The sequence below is a fragment of the Saccharothrix luteola genome (assembly GCF_020859565.1).
GTDB lineage: Bacteria > Actinomycetota > Actinomycetes > Mycobacteriales > Pseudonocardiaceae > Actinosynnema > Actinosynnema luteola.
Genome location: NZ_JAJHUO010000041.1, coordinates 42,627 through 59,183, shown reverse-complemented (window position 1 = coordinate 59,183; position 16,557 = coordinate 42,627). Strand labels below are relative to the sequence as shown.

The 16,557-nt window shown below is 72.8% G+C and carries 15 protein-coding genes; 9 read left to right on the top strand and 6 right to left on the bottom strand.

Annotated elements, in window-relative coordinates:
• Positions 1-130: 130 nt before the first annotated feature.
• Positions 131-661, bottom strand: coding sequence for a CGNR zinc finger domain-containing protein (locus LNK82_RS41135; protein WP_230572294.1), 531 nt, complete (start codon positions 659-661; stop codon positions 131-133).
• A gap of 39 nt (positions 662-700) precedes the next feature.
• Here LNK82_RS41135 and LNK82_RS41130 point away from each other — a divergent pair, with 39 nt between their 5' ends.
• Positions 701-1,630, top strand: a complete 930-nt coding sequence (locus LNK82_RS41130) for an EamA family transporter (RefSeq protein ID WP_230572293.1) — start codon at positions 701-703, stop codon at positions 1,628-1,630.
• Between the two features lie 43 nt (positions 1,631-1,673).
• On the opposite strand, the gene LNK82_RS41125 is transcribed toward LNK82_RS41130, so the two are convergent.
• Complete coding sequence (locus LNK82_RS41125) at positions 1,674-2,963, bottom strand: acyl-CoA dehydrogenase family protein (protein ID WP_230572292.1); 1,290 nt, start codon at positions 2,961-2,963, stop codon at positions 1,674-1,676.
• Positions 2,964-3,540: 577 nt separating this feature from the next.
• Between LNK82_RS41125 and LNK82_RS41120 the strand changes: the two genes are divergently transcribed.
• From LNK82_RS41120 to LNK82_RS41095, 6 genes are all read left to right on the top strand, one after another.
• Complete coding sequence (locus tag LNK82_RS41120) at positions 3,541-4,767, top strand: amino acid ABC transporter substrate-binding protein (RefSeq protein WP_230572291.1); 1,227 nt, start codon at positions 3,541-3,543, stop codon at positions 4,765-4,767.
• 6 nt (positions 4,768-4,773) lie between these two features.
• Positions 4,774-5,652 (top strand): branched-chain amino acid ABC transporter permease, encoded by an 879-nt coding sequence (locus LNK82_RS41115; RefSeq protein WP_230572290.1) that lies wholly within the window; start codon positions 4,774-4,776, stop codon positions 5,650-5,652.
• Entirely contained in the window at positions 5,636-6,649 is a 1,014-nt protein-coding gene (locus LNK82_RS41110) for a branched-chain amino acid ABC transporter permease (protein WP_230572289.1), read from the top strand. Before LNK82_RS41115 ends, LNK82_RS41110 begins: the two co-directional genes overlap by 17 nt.
• Positions 6,646-7,377: an ABC transporter ATP-binding protein gene (locus LNK82_RS41105; RefSeq protein ID WP_230572288.1), complete on the top strand. Its 732-nt coding sequence runs from the start codon at positions 6,646-6,648 to the stop codon at positions 7,375-7,377. The genes LNK82_RS41110 and LNK82_RS41105 overlap by 4 nt, the downstream gene beginning before the upstream one ends.
• A complete protein-coding gene (locus tag LNK82_RS41100) occupies positions 7,367-8,101 on the top strand; it encodes an ABC transporter ATP-binding protein (RefSeq protein ID WP_230572287.1) in 735 nt (244 codons plus the stop codon). Before LNK82_RS41105 ends, LNK82_RS41100 begins: the two co-directional genes overlap by 11 nt.
• A 152-nt stretch (positions 8,102-8,253) precedes the next feature.
• Positions 8,254-10,497 carry a PQQ-dependent sugar dehydrogenase gene (locus LNK82_RS41095; protein WP_230572286.1) on the top strand — a complete coding sequence of 748 codons (2,244 nt, stop codon included), beginning with the start codon at positions 8,254-8,256 and terminating at the stop codon, positions 10,495-10,497.
• On the opposite strand, the gene LNK82_RS41090 is transcribed toward LNK82_RS41095, so the two are convergent.
• The 3 genes from LNK82_RS41090 to LNK82_RS41080 all read right to left on the bottom strand — a co-directional run bounded on the left by LNK82_RS41090 (position 10,494) and on the right by LNK82_RS41080 (position 13,441).
• The gene (locus tag LNK82_RS41090) at positions 10,494-11,498 is read right to left on the bottom strand and encodes a tetratricopeptide repeat protein (RefSeq protein WP_230572285.1); all 1,005 of its coding nucleotides are present in this window, start codon (positions 11,496-11,498) and stop codon (positions 10,494-10,496) included. The two genes, LNK82_RS41095 and LNK82_RS41090, sit on opposite strands and share 4 nt — an antisense overlap.
• Positions 11,499-11,674: 176 nt before the next feature.
• Entirely contained in the window at positions 11,675-12,046 is a 372-nt protein-coding gene (locus LNK82_RS41085) for an RNA-binding S4 domain-containing protein (RefSeq protein ID WP_230572284.1), read from the bottom strand.
• A 42-nt stretch (positions 12,047-12,088) separates the two neighbouring features.
• Positions 12,089-13,441 carry an alpha/beta fold hydrolase gene (locus tag LNK82_RS41080; RefSeq protein WP_230572283.1) on the bottom strand — a complete coding sequence of 451 codons (1,353 nt, stop codon included), beginning with the start codon at positions 13,439-13,441 and terminating at the stop codon, positions 12,089-12,091.
• Between the two features lie 104 nt (positions 13,442-13,545).
• Here LNK82_RS41080 and LNK82_RS41075 point away from each other — a divergent pair, with 104 nt between their 5' ends.
• Both LNK82_RS41075 and LNK82_RS41070 read left to right on the top strand, forming a co-directional pair.
• Positions 13,546-14,586 (top strand): sensor histidine kinase, encoded by a 1,041-nt coding sequence (locus LNK82_RS41075; protein WP_230572282.1) that lies wholly within the window; start codon positions 13,546-13,548, stop codon positions 14,584-14,586.
• Entirely contained in the window at positions 14,583-15,212 is a 630-nt protein-coding gene (locus LNK82_RS41070; RefSeq protein WP_230572281.1) for a response regulator, read from the top strand. Before LNK82_RS41075 ends, LNK82_RS41070 begins: the two co-directional genes overlap by 4 nt.
• 45 nt (positions 15,213-15,257) lie before the next feature.
• Here the strand turns inward: LNK82_RS41070 and LNK82_RS41065 are convergent, their stop codons facing one another.
• Positions 15,258-16,442: a serine hydrolase domain-containing protein gene (locus LNK82_RS41065; RefSeq protein WP_230572280.1), complete on the bottom strand. Its 1,185-nt coding sequence runs from the start codon at positions 16,440-16,442 to the stop codon at positions 15,258-15,260.
• Positions 16,443-16,557 lie beyond the last annotated feature (115 nt).

The following is a 16,557-nucleotide window of genomic DNA, read 5'->3' as shown; positions in this document are numbered from 1 at the left end:
GAAAGGGGCGTCGGACCGGGACTGAGGGAATGGTAATCATTATCAGTCCGGTGGCGAGGCCGCCAATCGAGTGATGTGGCTCACTGGGTCCGGTCGAACGTCTCCTCCGCGGTCGAAGTGCGAGAAGGGCTCAGTTGCGGCGGGCGCGGTAAGCCGCGACGGCGATCCGGTTCCCGCACGTCGTGCTGCAGTAGCGGCGCGAGCGGTTGCGCGAGAGGTCCAGCACGAGCCCGCCGCACGTCTCGTCCGCGCAGACGGAGAGGCGGCTCATCTCGTCGGCGCGGATCACGTCGACCATCGCCATGGCCGTCTCGACGGCGATCCGGTCGGCGAGCGGCGTCGCGGGGTCGGTGGCGTGCAGGTGGTAGTCGAAACCGTCGTGCCGCACCAGCCGCGGCACCGCCCGGTGCCTGGCCAGGATGTCGTTCACGATCCCGACGGCGGTGTCGCGGTCGCTGGTCAGCAGCCCCCGCAGCGGGCCGCGCAGCGCTCGCACGGCCTCCAGTTCGGCGGCGTCGTGCGTGCGTGAGCCGGTGTAGCCGTGCTCGGCGAAGAACGCGTCCAGTTGCGCCTGGTCGGTCATCGTGTCCGGCTCCTCGGCCGAGTTCACCAAGGCGACCGCGGCGACGAGCGACGCGGTCGTGTCATGGGTGAAAAGCATGTTGACAGATTACTCCCGAGGTCCATAGCGTCATGGGTCATGGCGACGATGACACATGACGTGCAGGTGGGCGGGCTGCGGGCCGGGTTGGGGTTCGCGCTGCTGTCCGCGTCGTCCTTCGGGTTGTCCGGGCCGCTGGCGCGCGGGCTCATGGACGCGGGCTGGTCCTCCGCCGCCGCGGTCGCGGTGCGCGTCCTGCTGGCCGCGGTGGTGCTGGCGCCGATCGCGGTCGTGCAGCTGCGCGGCCGGTGGCGCCTGCTGCGCCGCAACGCCCCGCTGATCACGGCCTACGGGCTGGTCGCGGTGGCGGGTTGCCAACTGGCGTTCTTCAACGCCGTCGCGCACATGGAGGTCGGGGTCGCGCTGCTGGTCGAGTACACCGCACCGGTGGCCGTGGTCGGCTGGTTGTGGCTGCGGCACGGCCAGCGGCCGACCCGGCTGACGGTGCTCGGCGGCGTGCTGGGCCTGCTCGGGCTGTTGCTGGTGCTCGACGTCGTGTCCGGCGCGCACGTCAGCGTGGTCGGCGTGCTGTGGGCGTTGGCCGCGATGGTGGGCGCGGCGGCGTACTTCGTGCTCAACGCGCGTGACGCGGAAGGGCTGCCCGGGACCGTGCTGGCCGCGGGCGGGTTGCTGCTGGGCGGCGTCGTGCTGCTGCTGGCGGGCGCGGTCGGGATCGTCCCGTTCGCGGTGTCGGGCGCGCCGGTCGCGTTCGACGGGTTCAGCGTGGCGTGGTGGCTGCCGGTGCTCGCGCTCGGCGTGGTGACGGCGGCCCTCGCGTACGTCGTCGGCATCGCCGCGACCAGGCGGCTCGGCTCGCGGCTGGCGTCGTTCGTGGCGTTGACCGAGGTCGTGATGGCGTTGCTCTTCGCGTGGCTGCTGCTCGGCGAGGCGCCGGGCCCGGTCCAGCTGGCCGGCGGGGCGTTGATCCTCGGCGGCGTGGTGGCCGTGAAGCTGGGCGAGCCGCGCTAGGGCCCCTCCGGGACGGGCGGAACGTCCCGGAGGGGCTTGGGTGCTAGTTCGACGTGGCGACCGCCGGTTGCCCGATCGGCAGGTTCGCCGGCTCGCCCGCCACGAGCGTCATCCGGTCCAGCCCGGTGCTGCTCGCGCGCAGCTTGTCGGACAGCCGGGCGGACCACTGGTCCCGGTAGGTACCCAGCGCCACCTCGGCCAGCCGCAGCCGCTGGATGTCCGACGTGCCGGCGGGGGAGTAGATGTGGTTCGCGTCGCGCAGCAGGCGCTCGACGGTGCGGCCGGGGTCGAGCCCGTACGCCGCGTGCACCTCCATCGCCGTGCGCGCGGAGTCCAAAGAGGACTCGACGTTGAGCAGCTTGGCGCTGATCAGGTCCGCGTCGCACGGGATGCCCTGGTCGAGGAGGTGCGCGGCGTAGTACGCGGCCAGCCGCGCGGTCATCAGCTGCGACTGCATCTGGCCCAGCTTCTGCTTCACGGTGGGCAGCTCGGACAGCGGCTCGCCGTAACGCCGGTGGCTGCTCGCGAACTCGACCGTCTGCTCCACGATCGCGCGGTGGATGCCGAGCGACACGGCGGTCAGGTTGGGCCGCCCGTACAGGACGCTGGACGAGTAGGCGACGGCGAGGCCGTCCCCCTCGGCGCCCAGCAGGTTCGCCGCAGGCACGCGGCAGTCGTCGAAGATCAGCTCGCCGAAGCTGAAGCCGTGCAGGCCGAGGGCGGGCCGATGCGGCGCCAGCGAGAAGCCCGGCGCGGTCGCCTCCACCAGGAACGCGGACAGGCCGCGCGAGCCCGGCCCGGTGCGGACCACCACGCCGTGCAGGTCGCCGACGTGGCTGTTGCCGACGAACACCTTGCGCCCGTTGAGGACGTACTCGTCGCCCACGCGCTCGGCGGTGGCGGCCATGCCGAGCACGTGCCCGCCCGCCTCCGGCTCGGTCACCGCGATGGTCGGCAGGCACCGGCCGTCGCTCACCCGCGGCAGCCAGTGCCGCTTCTGCTCCTCGTCGCCGAAGTGCACGATCTTCGCGACGCCCAGCTGGGACGCCTGCACCATGGCGCCCATCGCGCCGCTGACGCGGGACAGCTCCTCGATGATGATGGTCTTGGCCAGGTGGCCCAGGCCCATCCCGCCGTACCTCGGTTCGACGGTGACGCCGAGCCAGCCCTGCCGCGCGATCAGCCGGGACAACTCGACGTGGACGGCTCTGGACTCCTCCATGCCGGCCACCGCCGGCGCGACCTCCGCCTCGGCGAACGCGCGCACCTCGGCGCGCAACCGCTCGTGCTGCGGAGTGGTGAAGTAGCTGGTCGTCCGGGCGGCGAAGCTCACTGGATGTTCTCCCATGTTGGTATTTCGCCGGTTTTTCCGGCAGCACGGATTCCCGGTGTGTTGTGCGGCCTGGCTCGATTTCGCGCCCATCACACACTCGGTCGAGTGGGTCGGCAATACCGTTGTACCAGGTCGCTTCGGGCTTCCGCCGATACGTGTCGCCGGGCGTGTTAAATGCGCGTGTGAGGCGTCGACCTTGATCGCCACGGGCGGTGATCGATACAGTGTTACGGTTGCATCACTCCTGGTCACGACGCTGGCTGTGAACGGCCTAGAGGCTGCGGAATCGCGGCGCGTGGCCAGGCGTCGACCATGGTGCGCGGTGGGTAAAAGTGGTGACCGTGGGTAACGGCGTGGGCCCGATCTGCCTTTGTGGGCACGTTTCGATTTGAGGTCCGGAAGTATTGCGACATTTGCCGGACATCATGAGGGTTGCTCATGAAAAACTGCGGACGGTGGCGGTTCGACGACGCGAAACGATTATGGGTCGCGTGGAATTATTCCGGTCCTTGTCACATCACCGTGGGCTTCCTATGCTCGGAAAGCGCTTACCTCATCCCTCGACGACGGGTGGACGATGGACATCGCTCACGGGCTCCGGCTCGGCGCCCTCGGCGCGGCCGCGGCGCTGCTGGTCTCCGGGTGCTTCGGGGGCCGACCGGCCGAGGGCGGAGGGGGCGCCGACGGGCCGATCCGCGTCGGCGTCTCGTTGCCCCTCACCGGCGACTTCTCCGAACCGGGCAAGGGCGTGCAGCGCGGCTACGAGGCGTGGGCGAAGCACGTCAACGCGAACGGCGGGCTCCTCGGCCGCCAGGTGGAGCTGATCGTCCTGGACGACCAGTCCAACGCCGACCGGGTGGCCGCCGACTACGAGAAGCTGATCAACTCCGACGGCGTCGACCTCGTCTTCGGCCCGTTCTCCACCCGGCTGGTCATCCCGGCCGCGCAGGTGGCGCGCGACTACGGGTTCCTGTTCGTCGAACCGGCGGGCGCCGCGCGCGAGGTCTTCGAGCAGGGCTTCGACAACCTGTTCTACGCCGCGCCCGCCATCGCGCAGGACCACTACGACCACCTGGCCGAGGCGATCATCGCGATGCCCGAGGCCACCCGGCCGAGGACGGCGGCGTACGCGGCGATGGACGACCCGTTCGCCCAGGGCACGGCCAACGGGCTCAAGGAGAAGCTGGCCGCGGCGGGCATCCGGACCGTGGTGGACGAGGTGTACCCGCCCAACACCACCGACTTCGGCTCGATCGCGGCCAAGATCGCCGACTCGCGCGCGGACGTCGTGGTCGGCGGCACGCAGTACCAGGACGCGGTGAACCTGATCGTGGCCCTGCGGCAGCTGGACTACCAGCCGAAGCTGGCCGCGTTCTCCACCGCGCCCACCAACCCCGAGTTCCCCAAGGCGATCGGCGCGCAGACCGAGGGCATCCTGTCCCCGACCGGCTACACGCCCGAGGCGGACTACCCGTCCAACAAGGAGTTCGTGGACTTCTACACCCGCGAGCACGGCGCCGCGCCCACCGAGGACGAGGCCAACGCCTGGACCACCGGCCAGGTCGTCGCCGCCGCCGTCACGGCCGCCGGCTGCGCCGACCCGTCCGAGGCGTGCCAGCGGAAGATGATCGATTGGCTGCACGGCAACGAGGTGCGCACCGTCGTCGGTCCGCTGCGGTGGGACTCGGCCGGCCGCCCGCAGGGCGCGCACCTGATCCAGCAGTACGTGGGCGGCGAGATCCGCATCGTGCTGCCCGCCGAGGCGGAGGAAGCCGAGCTGGTCTACCCGAAGCCCGCGTGGTGAGGCCGGGTGTCCCTCGTCTTCCAGAGCCTCGTGCTCGGCTTGCTGATGGGCGGGCTCTACGCCCTGCTGGCCGCCGGCCTGACGCTCTACTTCGGCGTGATGCGCGTGGTGATGATCGCGCACTCCGCGTTCCTGGTGCTGGCGGCGTACCTGGCGTGGGCGTTCACCGCGGGCACCGGGCTGGACCCGATGCTGTCGCTGGTGGCCACGGTGCCGTTGTTCTTCGCGCTCGGCGTGGCGGTGCAGCGGCTGCTGGTGGCCCGGTTGCGACCGGCCACCGCGACGATGATGTCGGTGCTGCTCACGTTCGCGGTGGCGTTGGTGGTGGAGGGCGCGCTGGGACTGGTGTTCAGCGGCACGCACCGGCGCGTGCCGCTGTCGTACTCGGGCGCTCGGCTGGAGCTGTTCGGCGCGAGCGTGGCGCTGGTGAAGCTGATCGCGTTCGGGCTGGCGGTGGTCACGTTGGCCGGGCTGCACGTGCTGCTCAAGGTCACCCGGTTCGGCCAGGCCCTGCGGGCCACGATGCAGCACCGCGAGGCGGCGCGGCTGCTCGGCGTGGACACCGACCGGGTCGCCGGGTACGGCTTCGGGCTGGGCCTGGCCACGGCCGCCGTCGGCGGGACCGCGCTGGCGCTGGACGCCACGATCTACCCGTCGCTGCACTGGCACTGGATCGGGCCGCTGATGGCGATCATCGTGGTCGGCGGGCTCGGCAGCGTCGGCGGGGCGGCCATCGCGGCGTTGCTGCTGGGCGTCGGGCAGAACCTGCTGCAACTGCCGCTGGGCACCACGTGGGCGCAGACGTTCTTCTACGCCGCGCTGTTCGTGACGCTGATCCTGCGTCCCCAGGGGTTCTTCGGAGGCCGCCTTGCGCAGCGGTTCTGAGGTGGTGCTGAAGGCCGTCGGGCTGGTGGTGCTCGCGGCGGTCCTGGTGGCGTTCCCGAGCCTCGCCTCGGACCCGTTCGTGCTGTCGGTCGGCGTGGTGATCATCAGCTACGCGGTGCTCGCCACGGCGTGGAACTTCGTCGGCGGGTTCACCGGCTACATCTCGCTGGGCCACGCCGCGTACTCCGGTCTCGGCGGTTACGCGACCGGTCTGCTGGTGCTGCGCGCGGGCGTGAACCCGTGGGTGGCGCTGGTGGTCGGCGGGGTGGTGGTCGCGGTGCTCGCGGTGCCGATCGGCATCGCGGCGCTGCGGGTGCGCGGCGCGTCGTTCGTCATCGTGTCGATCGCGGTGGTGCTGGTCCTGCTGCTGGTGTTCCAGAGCTGGGAATCGGTGACCGGCGGCTCGGACGGGCTGCGCGTGCCGCGACCGTTCGGCGCGGACGTGCTCCGGCCCGAGCAGCACCAGCGGTTCTTCCACCTGCACGCCGTGCTGCTCGCCGTGATGCTGCTGTGCTGGTGGCTGATCGACCGGTCGCGCTTCGGCATGGGGCTCAAGGCGATCCGCGAGGACGAGGACAAGGCGCGGTCGCTCGGCGTGCCGACCGTGCGGTACAAGCTGGCGGCGTTCGTGGTGTCGGCGTTCTTCACCGCGTTGGGCGGCGGCCTGTACGCGCTGTGGTTCGGCTTCCTCGACCCGATCTTCCAGTTCTCCATCCTGGTCGGCTCGAACATGGTGCTGATGAGCCTGCTCGGCGGTGTGCGGAGCCTGTTCGGGCCGCTGGTCGGCGCGGTCGTCGTCGGGTACGCCACGGAGTTCTTCAAGGCGCAGTACGGCGACACGCAGCTGCACCTGGTCGCGATGGGCGTGCTGCTGGCGGTGGTGGTGTTGTTCCTGCCCGACGGCGTCATTCCCGCGTTGCGCGGGCTGGTGGCGCGGCTGCGGCCACGGCAGGCGTCGATCCGCGAGGTCACGCAGGAGGAGTTGGTGCGCCGGTGACGGGACTGCGGGTCGAGGGGCTCACCAAGTCGTACGGCGGGGTGCGGGCGGTGGACGAGGCTTCGGTGGAGTTCCGGCACGGCCGGGTCAACGCGTTGATCGGGCCGAACGGGTCGGGCAAGACGACGTTCTTCGACTGCGTCACCGGGATGGTCAAGCCGGACGCGGGCACGGTGACCTACCACGGCCGTGACATCACCGGACGGCCCGCGCACAAGATCGCGCACGCGGGCATCGGCCGCAGCTTCCAGCTGTGCCGCGTCTTCCCGCGCCTGACCGCCGTGGAGAACCTGCTGGCGGCGGTGCGACCCGGTTCGGTGCGGCAAGCGTTGGCGCCGGCGCGCCGGAAGTCCGATGTGGACCGTGCGCTGGGCTGGTTGACCCGGGTCGGCATCGAGCACCTGGCCGACGTGGAGGCGCGTGACCTGTCGTACGGGCAGCAGAAGCTGCTGGAGCTGGCGGGCGTGCTGATGGCGGAGCCGGAGACGATCCTGCTGGACGAGCCCGCGGGCGGCGTGAACCCGGCGTTGATCGAGCGGATCGGCGAGCTGGTGCGGTCGCTCAACGCGGAAGGCCGGACGTTCCTGATCGTGGAGCACAACATGGACGTGGTGATGAGCTTGTCCGACCACGTGGTCGTGTTCGACCGGGGCAGGCCGATCGCCTCGGGCCCGCCGGACGTGGTGCGCGCCGATCCTCTTGTGCTGGCGGCCTACCTTGGCGGCTGACCTGCTCGAACTCGTGGACGTCGAGGCCGGTTACGGCCGGGCGGCGCTGGTGCTGCGCGGGTTGACGGTGCGCGTGCCGCCGGGGTCCGTGGTGTGCCTGGTCGGTCCGAACGGCGCCGGCAAGTCCACGGTGTTGAAGGTGGCGAGCGGGCTGCTCGCGCCGCGGGCCGGGCGGATCGTGCTGGACGGTCGCGACGTCACCGGGCGCGGGCCGCAGTCGTTGCTGGCGGACGGCCTGTCGCACGTCGTGCAGGGGCACAGCGTGTTCCGCGAGATGACCGTGGGGGAGAACGTCCTGCTCGGCGCGTACACCGTGCGGGACAAGGCGGTGGTGGCCGAGCGGGTCGACTTCGTGCGGTCGCTGTTCCCGGTGGTCGGCGAGCGGTGGGGTGCGTTGGCGGGCGCGTTGTCGGGCGGTCAGCAGAAACAGGTGGAATTCGCCCGGTCGCTCATGGTCCGGCCGCGGGTCGTGCTGCTGGACGAGCCGTCGATGGGCCTGGACCCGAAATCCACCGCGATCGTGTTCGAGCAGGTGGTGCGGATGCGTGAAGCGGGCACGGCCGTGCTGCTGGTCGAGCAGAACGCCAGACGTGCGCTGGAGATCGCGGACCTGGGCTGCGTCCTGGACCTGGGCCGGGTGCACCTGAGCGGCCCCGCCGCCGACCTCCTGGCCGACCGCCGCCTGGGCGACCTGTACCTCGGCCGGGCCCGGACCGATCCGTGAACGCAATGCTCCGCACCCTTCCCCGGGCAACAGCAGTGCTTCGCAAGGGGCGCCGCCCAGGGGAACCCAGGATTCGATTCCATCCAAGGGGTACGACGATTTCGGGCCCTGTCGGGAGGTCAGCGATGGGCAAGCGCAGGTGGTGGGGGTTGGTGGCAGCCGTTGCCGTGGTGGTCTCGACCGCGGTGCCGGCGGGCGGTTCGGCGGACGAACCCATAGCCGACCCGATCCCGCAGGACCCCATCCCGTCACGGCTCGGGCTCGTGCTGGCCGAAGTGGCACGGCTACCGGCCTCCACGCCGACCCCGCCCACCACCGACACCCGCCTCAACCGGCACAACAGGATCAACTTCGTCGGTGAGGTGCCGGACGGGTCGGGGCGGCGGTACGTTCCCGACCTCAACGGGCCCCTCTACCTGCTGGACCGCGACGGCGAAACCCGGCACGTCTACCTCGACTTCGCCGCACGCTTCCCGCACTTCTTCTCCGGCCGCGGCATGGGCAGCGGGTTCGGGTTCGTCGCCTTCCACCCCGACTTCGCCCGCAACGGCAAGCTCTACACCGTCCACACCGAGGGCAGGGGCGCGATCGACACCGAGACGCCGACCTACCCCGACCAACCCAACGCCGTCGTCCAGAGCGTGGTGTCGGAGTGGACGGCCACCGACCCCTCCGCCGACGTCTTCACCGGCACGCGCCGCGAGCTGTTCCGCTACGGCTTCGCCACCTACATCCACGCCGTGCAGCAGATCGACTTCAACCCCACCGCCCGACCCGGCGACCCCGACCACGGCCTGCTCTACCTGGCCGTCGGCGACGGCGGCCTCGGCGTGACCTCCGACGTGCCCCAGGACCTCGGCAACCCGGCGGGCAAGATCCTGCGCATCGACCCGGCGGGCACGAACGGCCCCGGCGGGCGGTACGGCATCCCGGCCGCCAACCCCTTCGTCGGCCGACCCGGCGCGCTCGGCGAGATCTACGCCTACGGCATGCGCGACCCGCACCGGTTCACCTGGGACCGCGACCGTACCAACGGCCACGCGCTGTACGTCGGGCACATCGGCCAGCACTCGATCGAGGCCGTGTACGAGGTCCGCGCGGGCGACAACCTGGGCTGGAGCAGGAGGGAGGGCGCGTTCACCTACCGCCACGAGGACCAGTGCCACCTCTACCCGCTCCCGCCCGACGACGCCCGCCACGGCTACGCCTACCCGGTGGCCGCCTACGACCACGACCCGCCCGCCGGTTGGCCGTGCACGACCGACAGCGGCCACGCCATCTCCGGCGGCCAGGTCTACCGGGGCCGCGCCGTGCCGGGTCTGCGGGGCAAGTACGTCTTCGGCGACCTGGTCGACGGCCGCGTCTTCGCCACCGACGTGTCGCGGATGAGGCGCGGCGAGCCGCCCGCGCCGCTGCACGAGCTCAAGGTGTTCGACACCGACGGCACCGAGCGGCGGATGGCGGACCTCGTCGGCGACGGGCGCGTCGACCTGCGGTTCGGCACGGACGCCGCCGGCGAGCTGTACCTGCTGGCCAAGGCGGACGGCCGGATCTGGCAGGTCGTCGGCACGCGCGAGGGCCCGCGGCCCGAGGTCACGCCCGACGTGGCGCGGAACCTGGTGGCGCACTACGACTTCGAGCACCCGTTCCCCGTCGACGACGCCCGCGAGCTCGACCTCGGCGAGTCGCGGACCCTGCTCGCACTCGTCAACGGCGGCGATCGGATGCGCACCCGCGACGCCGCGTTCCCCGGCGGCGGCCACGCCCTGGAACTGCGACCGCAACCCGGCGCGAACGACGACTGGAAAGCGGGCGTGTGGGACGCGGACGGCGCCGAGTCGCTGCGGGCGTTCAACGGCGCCAAGGGGATCACCATCATGGGCTGGTTCAAGCAGACCGGTGCCAACCCCGGCCCCGGCTACGGCGCGATCGGGCTCGCGGGCCTGCTGAGCGGTGACTCCGATGGGCACGCCGTCCGCGCGCTGATCGAGGCGTTCGAGGTCGACGGCCGGCTCCGGCTGGTCGCCCTCGGCCGCCGGGTCGACGGCGGCGCGTCCCAGACCTACGCCGCCGACCTGGACTGGCAGCAGGTGCTGCCGCCGAACCGCTGGGTGCACCTGGCGGCCACGTTCGACTTCACCAGGGGCCGGATGGCGCTCTACCGCGACGGACGCCCGTTGCCCGGCTCCTACACCGTGCCCGGCGACCCCTGGCAGGTCGACGGCACCGGCGCCTCGGCCACCGACCCGCGGGGCATCAAGGTGGGCGGCAGTTTCCCGCAGGACACGGCCGAGCGGAACCCGTGCGCGTGCCGGGTGGATTCGCTGATGTTCCTGGACGTCGCCGCGTCGGCGGAGGTGGTGGCCGCGCAGTTCCGCCGGTTCACCTGGCGCTAGGACGTCGGGCGTTCGGTGGACTCCGGGCGCTGGTGCCACGCCAGCAGGTCCGCCCGCTTCGTCCTGGCCCGCGCGGCCCGCTCCGCCTGGTCCGGCCGGGCGGACAGGACGAGTTCGGCGGTCTCGAACTCGCGCAACGCCTCGGTGTCCGCCTCGTCGGAACCGAGCGAGGCCAGGCCGATGCCGCGCCACAGCCGCAGCACGCCGACCACGGGCGCGCCGGTGGCCAGCGGCTCGATCACGGCGAGGTGCCGGTCGATGCCGGGCAGGGCGTCGTGCGGGCCCTCCCGCGCCAGCACCACCTCGCACCACCGGTCGACGGCGTCGGCGGTCACGGCCGAGTCCGGCGCGTGCCGCAGCAGGAGGTCGATGCTGCGGACGAGGTGCGCCTCGGCCTCGTCCTCCCGCCCGAGGTCGTCCAACGCCTGCCGCAGGGTGTGGTGCCCGACCGCCGCCGCGATGCCGCCGGGCTCGATCCGCTCGGCCAGCGCGACGGCCTCCCGGGCGGCGTGCTCGGCGGCACGGCCCTCGCCCTGGAGCCGGAACGTGCGCGACAGCTCGGTGAGCGTGCAGACCACCGTCTCGCCGGTCCGGTCCACGCTCCGCTGGATGGCCAACGCCCCGGTGAACGCCGCGACCGCCTCGTCCAGCGCTCCCGTGCCACGCAGGGCGCACGCGCGGCAGGTGAGCACCTTCGCGTGCAGCACGCCGTTCGGCTCCGCCTGCTCGACCAGGTCGAGGGCGTTCGTCAACGTCTCGAGCGCGCGCTGCGGGTTGCCGAGCTCCACGTCCATCCGCCCGTGCCCGGCCAGGGCTTGGGCCAGCAGCACGGCGACTTCGCGGTCCCGGCGGTCGAGGCCGTCGAGCTCGTAGCCCGCGACGGCGTACAGGTCGGCGGCCTCGGGGAACCGGCCCGCGACCACCGCCGAGTCGCCCTCCCGCAGCCGCCAGCGCGCCAGCCCGACCCGTCGGTTCCGCTCGTCCCGCCGCTTCCGGTCCACCGCACCTCCCACCGCGGCGGTGCGGGCCGCCCACGCGAGAACGCCGTCCTTTCCTTGATCGCTTCGACTTGACAGCCCGTTAGACGGACTTCACCTTGTTCACCCGGATGGTCCAGGCAGGATGAACGCCATCCGGCCGACGCACGGGTCCGCCACCCGGTGGCGGACCCGCGCGCTCACAGGTGGCCGGTGCGGAACTTGTCCAGGACCCGGCGTTCACGCTTGGTCGGCCGGCCCGCGCCGCGGTCACGACGGGCGACCTGCGCGGGAGCCTCCGTCGGCGGCGGTGGCGGCGGGGTCCGGTCGATGAAGCAGCCGACCGCGTCGGCCGCGCCGACGCGTTTCTGGATCACCCGCACGACCTCCACGATCCGGGTCGTGTCACCCACTCGTGCACGCACCTCGTCACCGGGTGACACCGACGTGGCGGGCTTGGCCGGCCGGTCGTTCACGCGCACGTGCCCGCCCTTGCACGCCGCCGCGGCGTCGGATCGGGTCTTGGTCAGCCGGACCGCCCACAGCCAGCGGTCCACACGGGTGGACTCCACGCCGTACATCATGACCTGTCCGAGGCCGGGGTGGTGGAACGGTCAGGGACAGGTCGCGTTCGCGGGCGGCAGGCGGCGGTCGGTGACGTAGGCGCTCACGTGCTCGACGACGCACGGGTTCATCATCCCCGCGAACAGGTTGTGGCCCGGCCCGTCGTGGAAGATCGTGCGGCTGCCCGCGACCTGGTCCGTCACCCGCTTCGTCGGCGCGTGGTCCTGCCAGGTGCCCGCGCCGAGGAACGGCGGCAGCGGCAGCGGCGCGGGCGGGTTGGCCGTCGGTGTCGGCCAGCCCGTGCACGTCAGCGGCAGGTGCCAGGCCAGGGGGAACGACGCGCCGGTGTTCGGCGCGATCCGCCGCAGCCGCTCGACGGTGCGCGTGACCTGCCGGAAGTCGGAGTGCGGGAAGTCGAGGCACTCCTTCACCCCGCCGCCGGGCAGCCCGGGGTGCGGGTCACGGCCCGGCGGCGGCGCGAAACCGGACGCGTCACCGGCCTCGGCCGCCGTGATCGCCCGGGACACCTCGGCCCACCGGTCGGGACCGCCCCGGAGCTTGCCGAACGCGAGCGCCTGCAACTGAGTGCCGTCGTAGGCGACGCCGACCGAGAGGGCGGGGACCGGCTCGGCGTGGGCCCGGGCGACCAGCGCCTGCCAACGCCGCTCGACACCCGGCCCCGCCCAGTCCAGGAACCGCCTGGCGAACGCCTCGTTGTCCCGGGCGATGGCGTCGAGCTCCCGGTCCCAGTCACGCGCGCTGTGGTTGCCCGTGCCGTCGACGTAGACCGTGCGCACCCGGTGCGGGTACCGCCGGGCGTAGGCCTGCGCGATCACGCCGCCGTACGAGGTGCCGATGAAGTTCACCCGCCGCTCGCCGAGCGCCACCCGGATGGCCTCGACGTCACGGGCGTCGCTGCCCGAGTCCATGTGGTCGAACAGGTCGGGGTCGGTGTCGCGGCACCGGTCGCCCCGCGCGCGGTTGTCGGCGACGAGCCGGTCGAACCCGGCCTGGTCGGCGGGGAAGCGCGGCGTGCGCAGCAGCCGCCAGTCGCAGGCCAACACCGGACCGCTCAGGCCGGGGTAGCCGCGGGGGTCCCAGGTCACCACGTCCATCGACTCGCGGATCCGGTCGAAGACCTGCGGTCGGGACCGCAGGAAGGCGATCTGGTCGCCCTGCGGCCCGCCGAAGTTGACCATGACGGCGCCCTTGCGGACACCGGTGGCGGGCAGCCGGGCCAGCGTCAACGTGACGGTCCGGGCCGAGGTCACGGGCACGGGCAGGGCGGTGCACTCGGCGGCGACCGCGCCGCCGCCGGGACAGGGTTGCCAGTCGAGGGTGGCCGGTGGCCGGTCGGCGTGCGACGGCACGACGAGCAGCAGCGGCAGGAGGAGTTTGATCACGTCTCCGACGCTAGGAAGACGGGGCCGCCGGGCGCTGTTCGCGATCGTCGTCGGCGGTGTCCACCAAAGTGGACGGCCCACCCCGGCCGGCTAGGGTGGCGGCCATGGCGAGGACTGCGCTGCTGCTCGCAGTGGTGGTGGCCGACACGGGGTTGGGGTGGCTGGAGGGGACGTCGGCCGGTGGCCTGGCCGCCCACGCCGCGCTGACCGCGCTGGTCATGGCCCTCGCCGCCAGGCGACCGCTCGTGGCGTTCCCGATCGCGGTGACGATGGCGCTGGTCACGGGCGGCGCGCTGGCCCTGTTGGCGTGCACCAGCCACGAGGCCGGACGGCACGTGGCCTCACGCCGGGACCTGGTCCTGACCGTCGTCGCCGCGATCGCCTACCCCGCCGTGCTGCTGGTGCCCACGCAGCGCCTGGCGACCGAGCCGTGGCCCGCGCTGGCCCGCGTCGCGCTGCTGGTGGCGTTGCCGCTGGTCGCGGGCGTGCACCTGACCAGGCAGGCCGAGCGGCTGCGCCGGGAACGGCGGCTGCACGCGGAGCGCGAGCGGTTGCGGGAACGGCTGCGCATCGCGGTGGACATGCACGACTCGCTCGGCCGGTGGCTCAGCCTGGTCTCGGTGCAGGCGGCGGCGCTGGAGGTGGCCCCGCTCCCGGCCGAGCAGCGCCCGGTGGCGCGCAACCTCGCGCACGCCGCCCGCACCGCCGTGGACGAGCTGCACGCCGTCGTGGCCACCCTGCGCGACTCGCCCGGCCTGGACGGCGTCGACGAGGTGGTGGAGGAGTTCCGACGCGCGGGCGTCGCGGTGACCGTCGAGCGCTCGGGCGCCGCCCGGCCGCTCGCGACCGGCGACGCGGGCCACGCCGCGTACCGCGTCGTGCAGGAAGGGCTGACCAACGCGGCCCGGCACGCGCCCGGCGAGCCGGTGGTGGTGTCGCTCGACTGGCAGCCCGACGCGTTGCTGCTCGGCGTGGCCAACCCGACCCGCGGCCAGGTCCGGGACGCGCGGGGGACGGGGTTGGCGGGCCTGGCCGCACGGGTCCGGTCGGCCGGCGGCCTGCTGCGCGTGCACGAGGAGCCGGGCGGGTTCCGGGTGACCGCGATGCTGCCCGTCGTGCCGGACCGGGTGGAGGCCCTCCCGTGATCAAGGTGCTGATCGCCGACGACGAGCCGCTGATCACCGCGGGCATCCGGGCGGTGCTGGAGTCGGCGGGCGACCTCGACGTGGTCGCGGTGGCGGCCGACGGCCGCGAAGCGGTGGACGCCGCCCGCCGGCACCGCGTGGACGTGGCGCTGCTCGACCTCGCCATGCCGGTGATGGGCGGCCTGGCCGCGGCTGCGGCGTTGAGCGGACCGCGAGTGGTGGTGCTGACCGCGTTCGGCGACGAGGCCAACGTCCGGCTGGCGCTGCGGCAGGGGGTCGACGGGTTCGTGCTGAAGAACTGCGCGCCGGACGAGCTGATCCGCGCGGTGCGGGCCGTGCACGCCGGTGAGGCGTACCTGTCGCCCGCCGTGGCGCGGCACGTGCTCGGGATGGTCGCGGTGGACGGGCGCGACGAGGACGCGGCACGCCGGCTGGCCGCGCTCACGCCGCGCGAGTCGGACATCGTCGCGCTGGTCGCGGAAGGGCTGTCGAACGCCGAGGTGGGCCGCCGCGTGCACATGAGCGAGGCCACGATCAAGACGTACGTGAGCCGCATCCTGGCCAAGCTGGGTGGGCGGCCCCGGGTGGGGGGGGCGTTTTGGGGGGGGGCCGCCACGCGGACGTGAACCGGCGGTGGGGCACCACGCGGGCGCCCCACCGCCGTCCCGGGTCTACTTCGGACCGCAGAGCGCGTGGTCGACGAGGTCCTTGGTGACCTCCTGGTCCAGCTCGGGCGCGCCGGGCTCGGCCACCATCGAGTCGGTGTTGATCGACACCATCACGCTGCGCCCGCCGTCCGGCGTCACGCCGTTGCGGGTCTTGAAGCCGGGGATGTCGCCGCCGTGCGACCAGTAGCCGCCGCACGAGCTCGGGATCCGCATGAGACCGAGCCCGTACGCGGCACCCGCCCACGCCTCGTCCAACTCCGGCGCGGGCACCGTCCTCGTCATCTCGGCGAGCTGCGCGGGCCGCAGCACCTTGCCGCCGATCAGCGCCTTGAGGAACTCGTTGCCGTCCTCGGTGGTGCTGATCATGTCGCCGGCCGCGCCGCCCCAGGACGGGTTGTAATAGGTCACGTCGACCGCTCGGCCGTACCGCGGGTCCTCCGGGTCGGCTTCCAGGCCCTTCTCGGGGAACCGCTCGTACGCCGTGGCGTGCGGCCGCGGCAGGAACGGCGACGTGCCCGGCAGGTGGGTGTCGCGCAGGCTGAGCGGCTCGACGACGCGCGTGCGCACCTCGTGCTGCCAGGTGTTGCCGGTGACCCGTTGGATGATCATCCCGGCCAGGACGTAGCCGGTGTTGGAGTACTTCCACCGCTCGCCCGGCTGGAAGTCCGGCTGCCGCCGCACGGCGAGCGCGACCAGTTGCTCCGGCCGGTAGGTCCGGAACCGGGCGTTCGCGAACCCCTCCTCCAGGAACAGCTCCGGCATCTCGCCGACGTAGTCGACCAGGCCGCTGGTGTGCTGCAACAGGTGCCGCACGGTGATCTTCGCGCCGTCGTTGCCGTGGCCGGCGACGACACCGGGCAGCCACCGCTCGACGGTGTCGTCCAGGGACATCCGGCCCTCGCCGACCAGGTGCAGCACGGTCGCCGCCACGAACGTCTTGGTGAAGCTGCCGATGCGGAACTTCGCCTGCCACGGCACGGGCGTGCGCCGGTCGACGTCGCCGTGACCGCTGCGCACCCGCACGTCGCCGCGCGGGGTGTCCACTTCGACCAGCACGCCGGGCGCGCCCTGCGCCGGCAACGCGTCGGCGTGCCGCTGGAGGGTGGTGGTGCCGGTGTGGGCGTCGGCCGTGCCCGCGGTGGCGAGGACGAGCGCCGCGACCACCGCTGTCGCGCAGAGTCGTTTCATGTCACCGAACGTTAGGGGCCGCGTCGGGTCGGCGCGTCGCCCCACGACGGCATCTCGGCCTACCCCCGTGGGGGTAGCGGGGTGTCCACCCGCGGGGTGGCGACGGAGGTCCCGG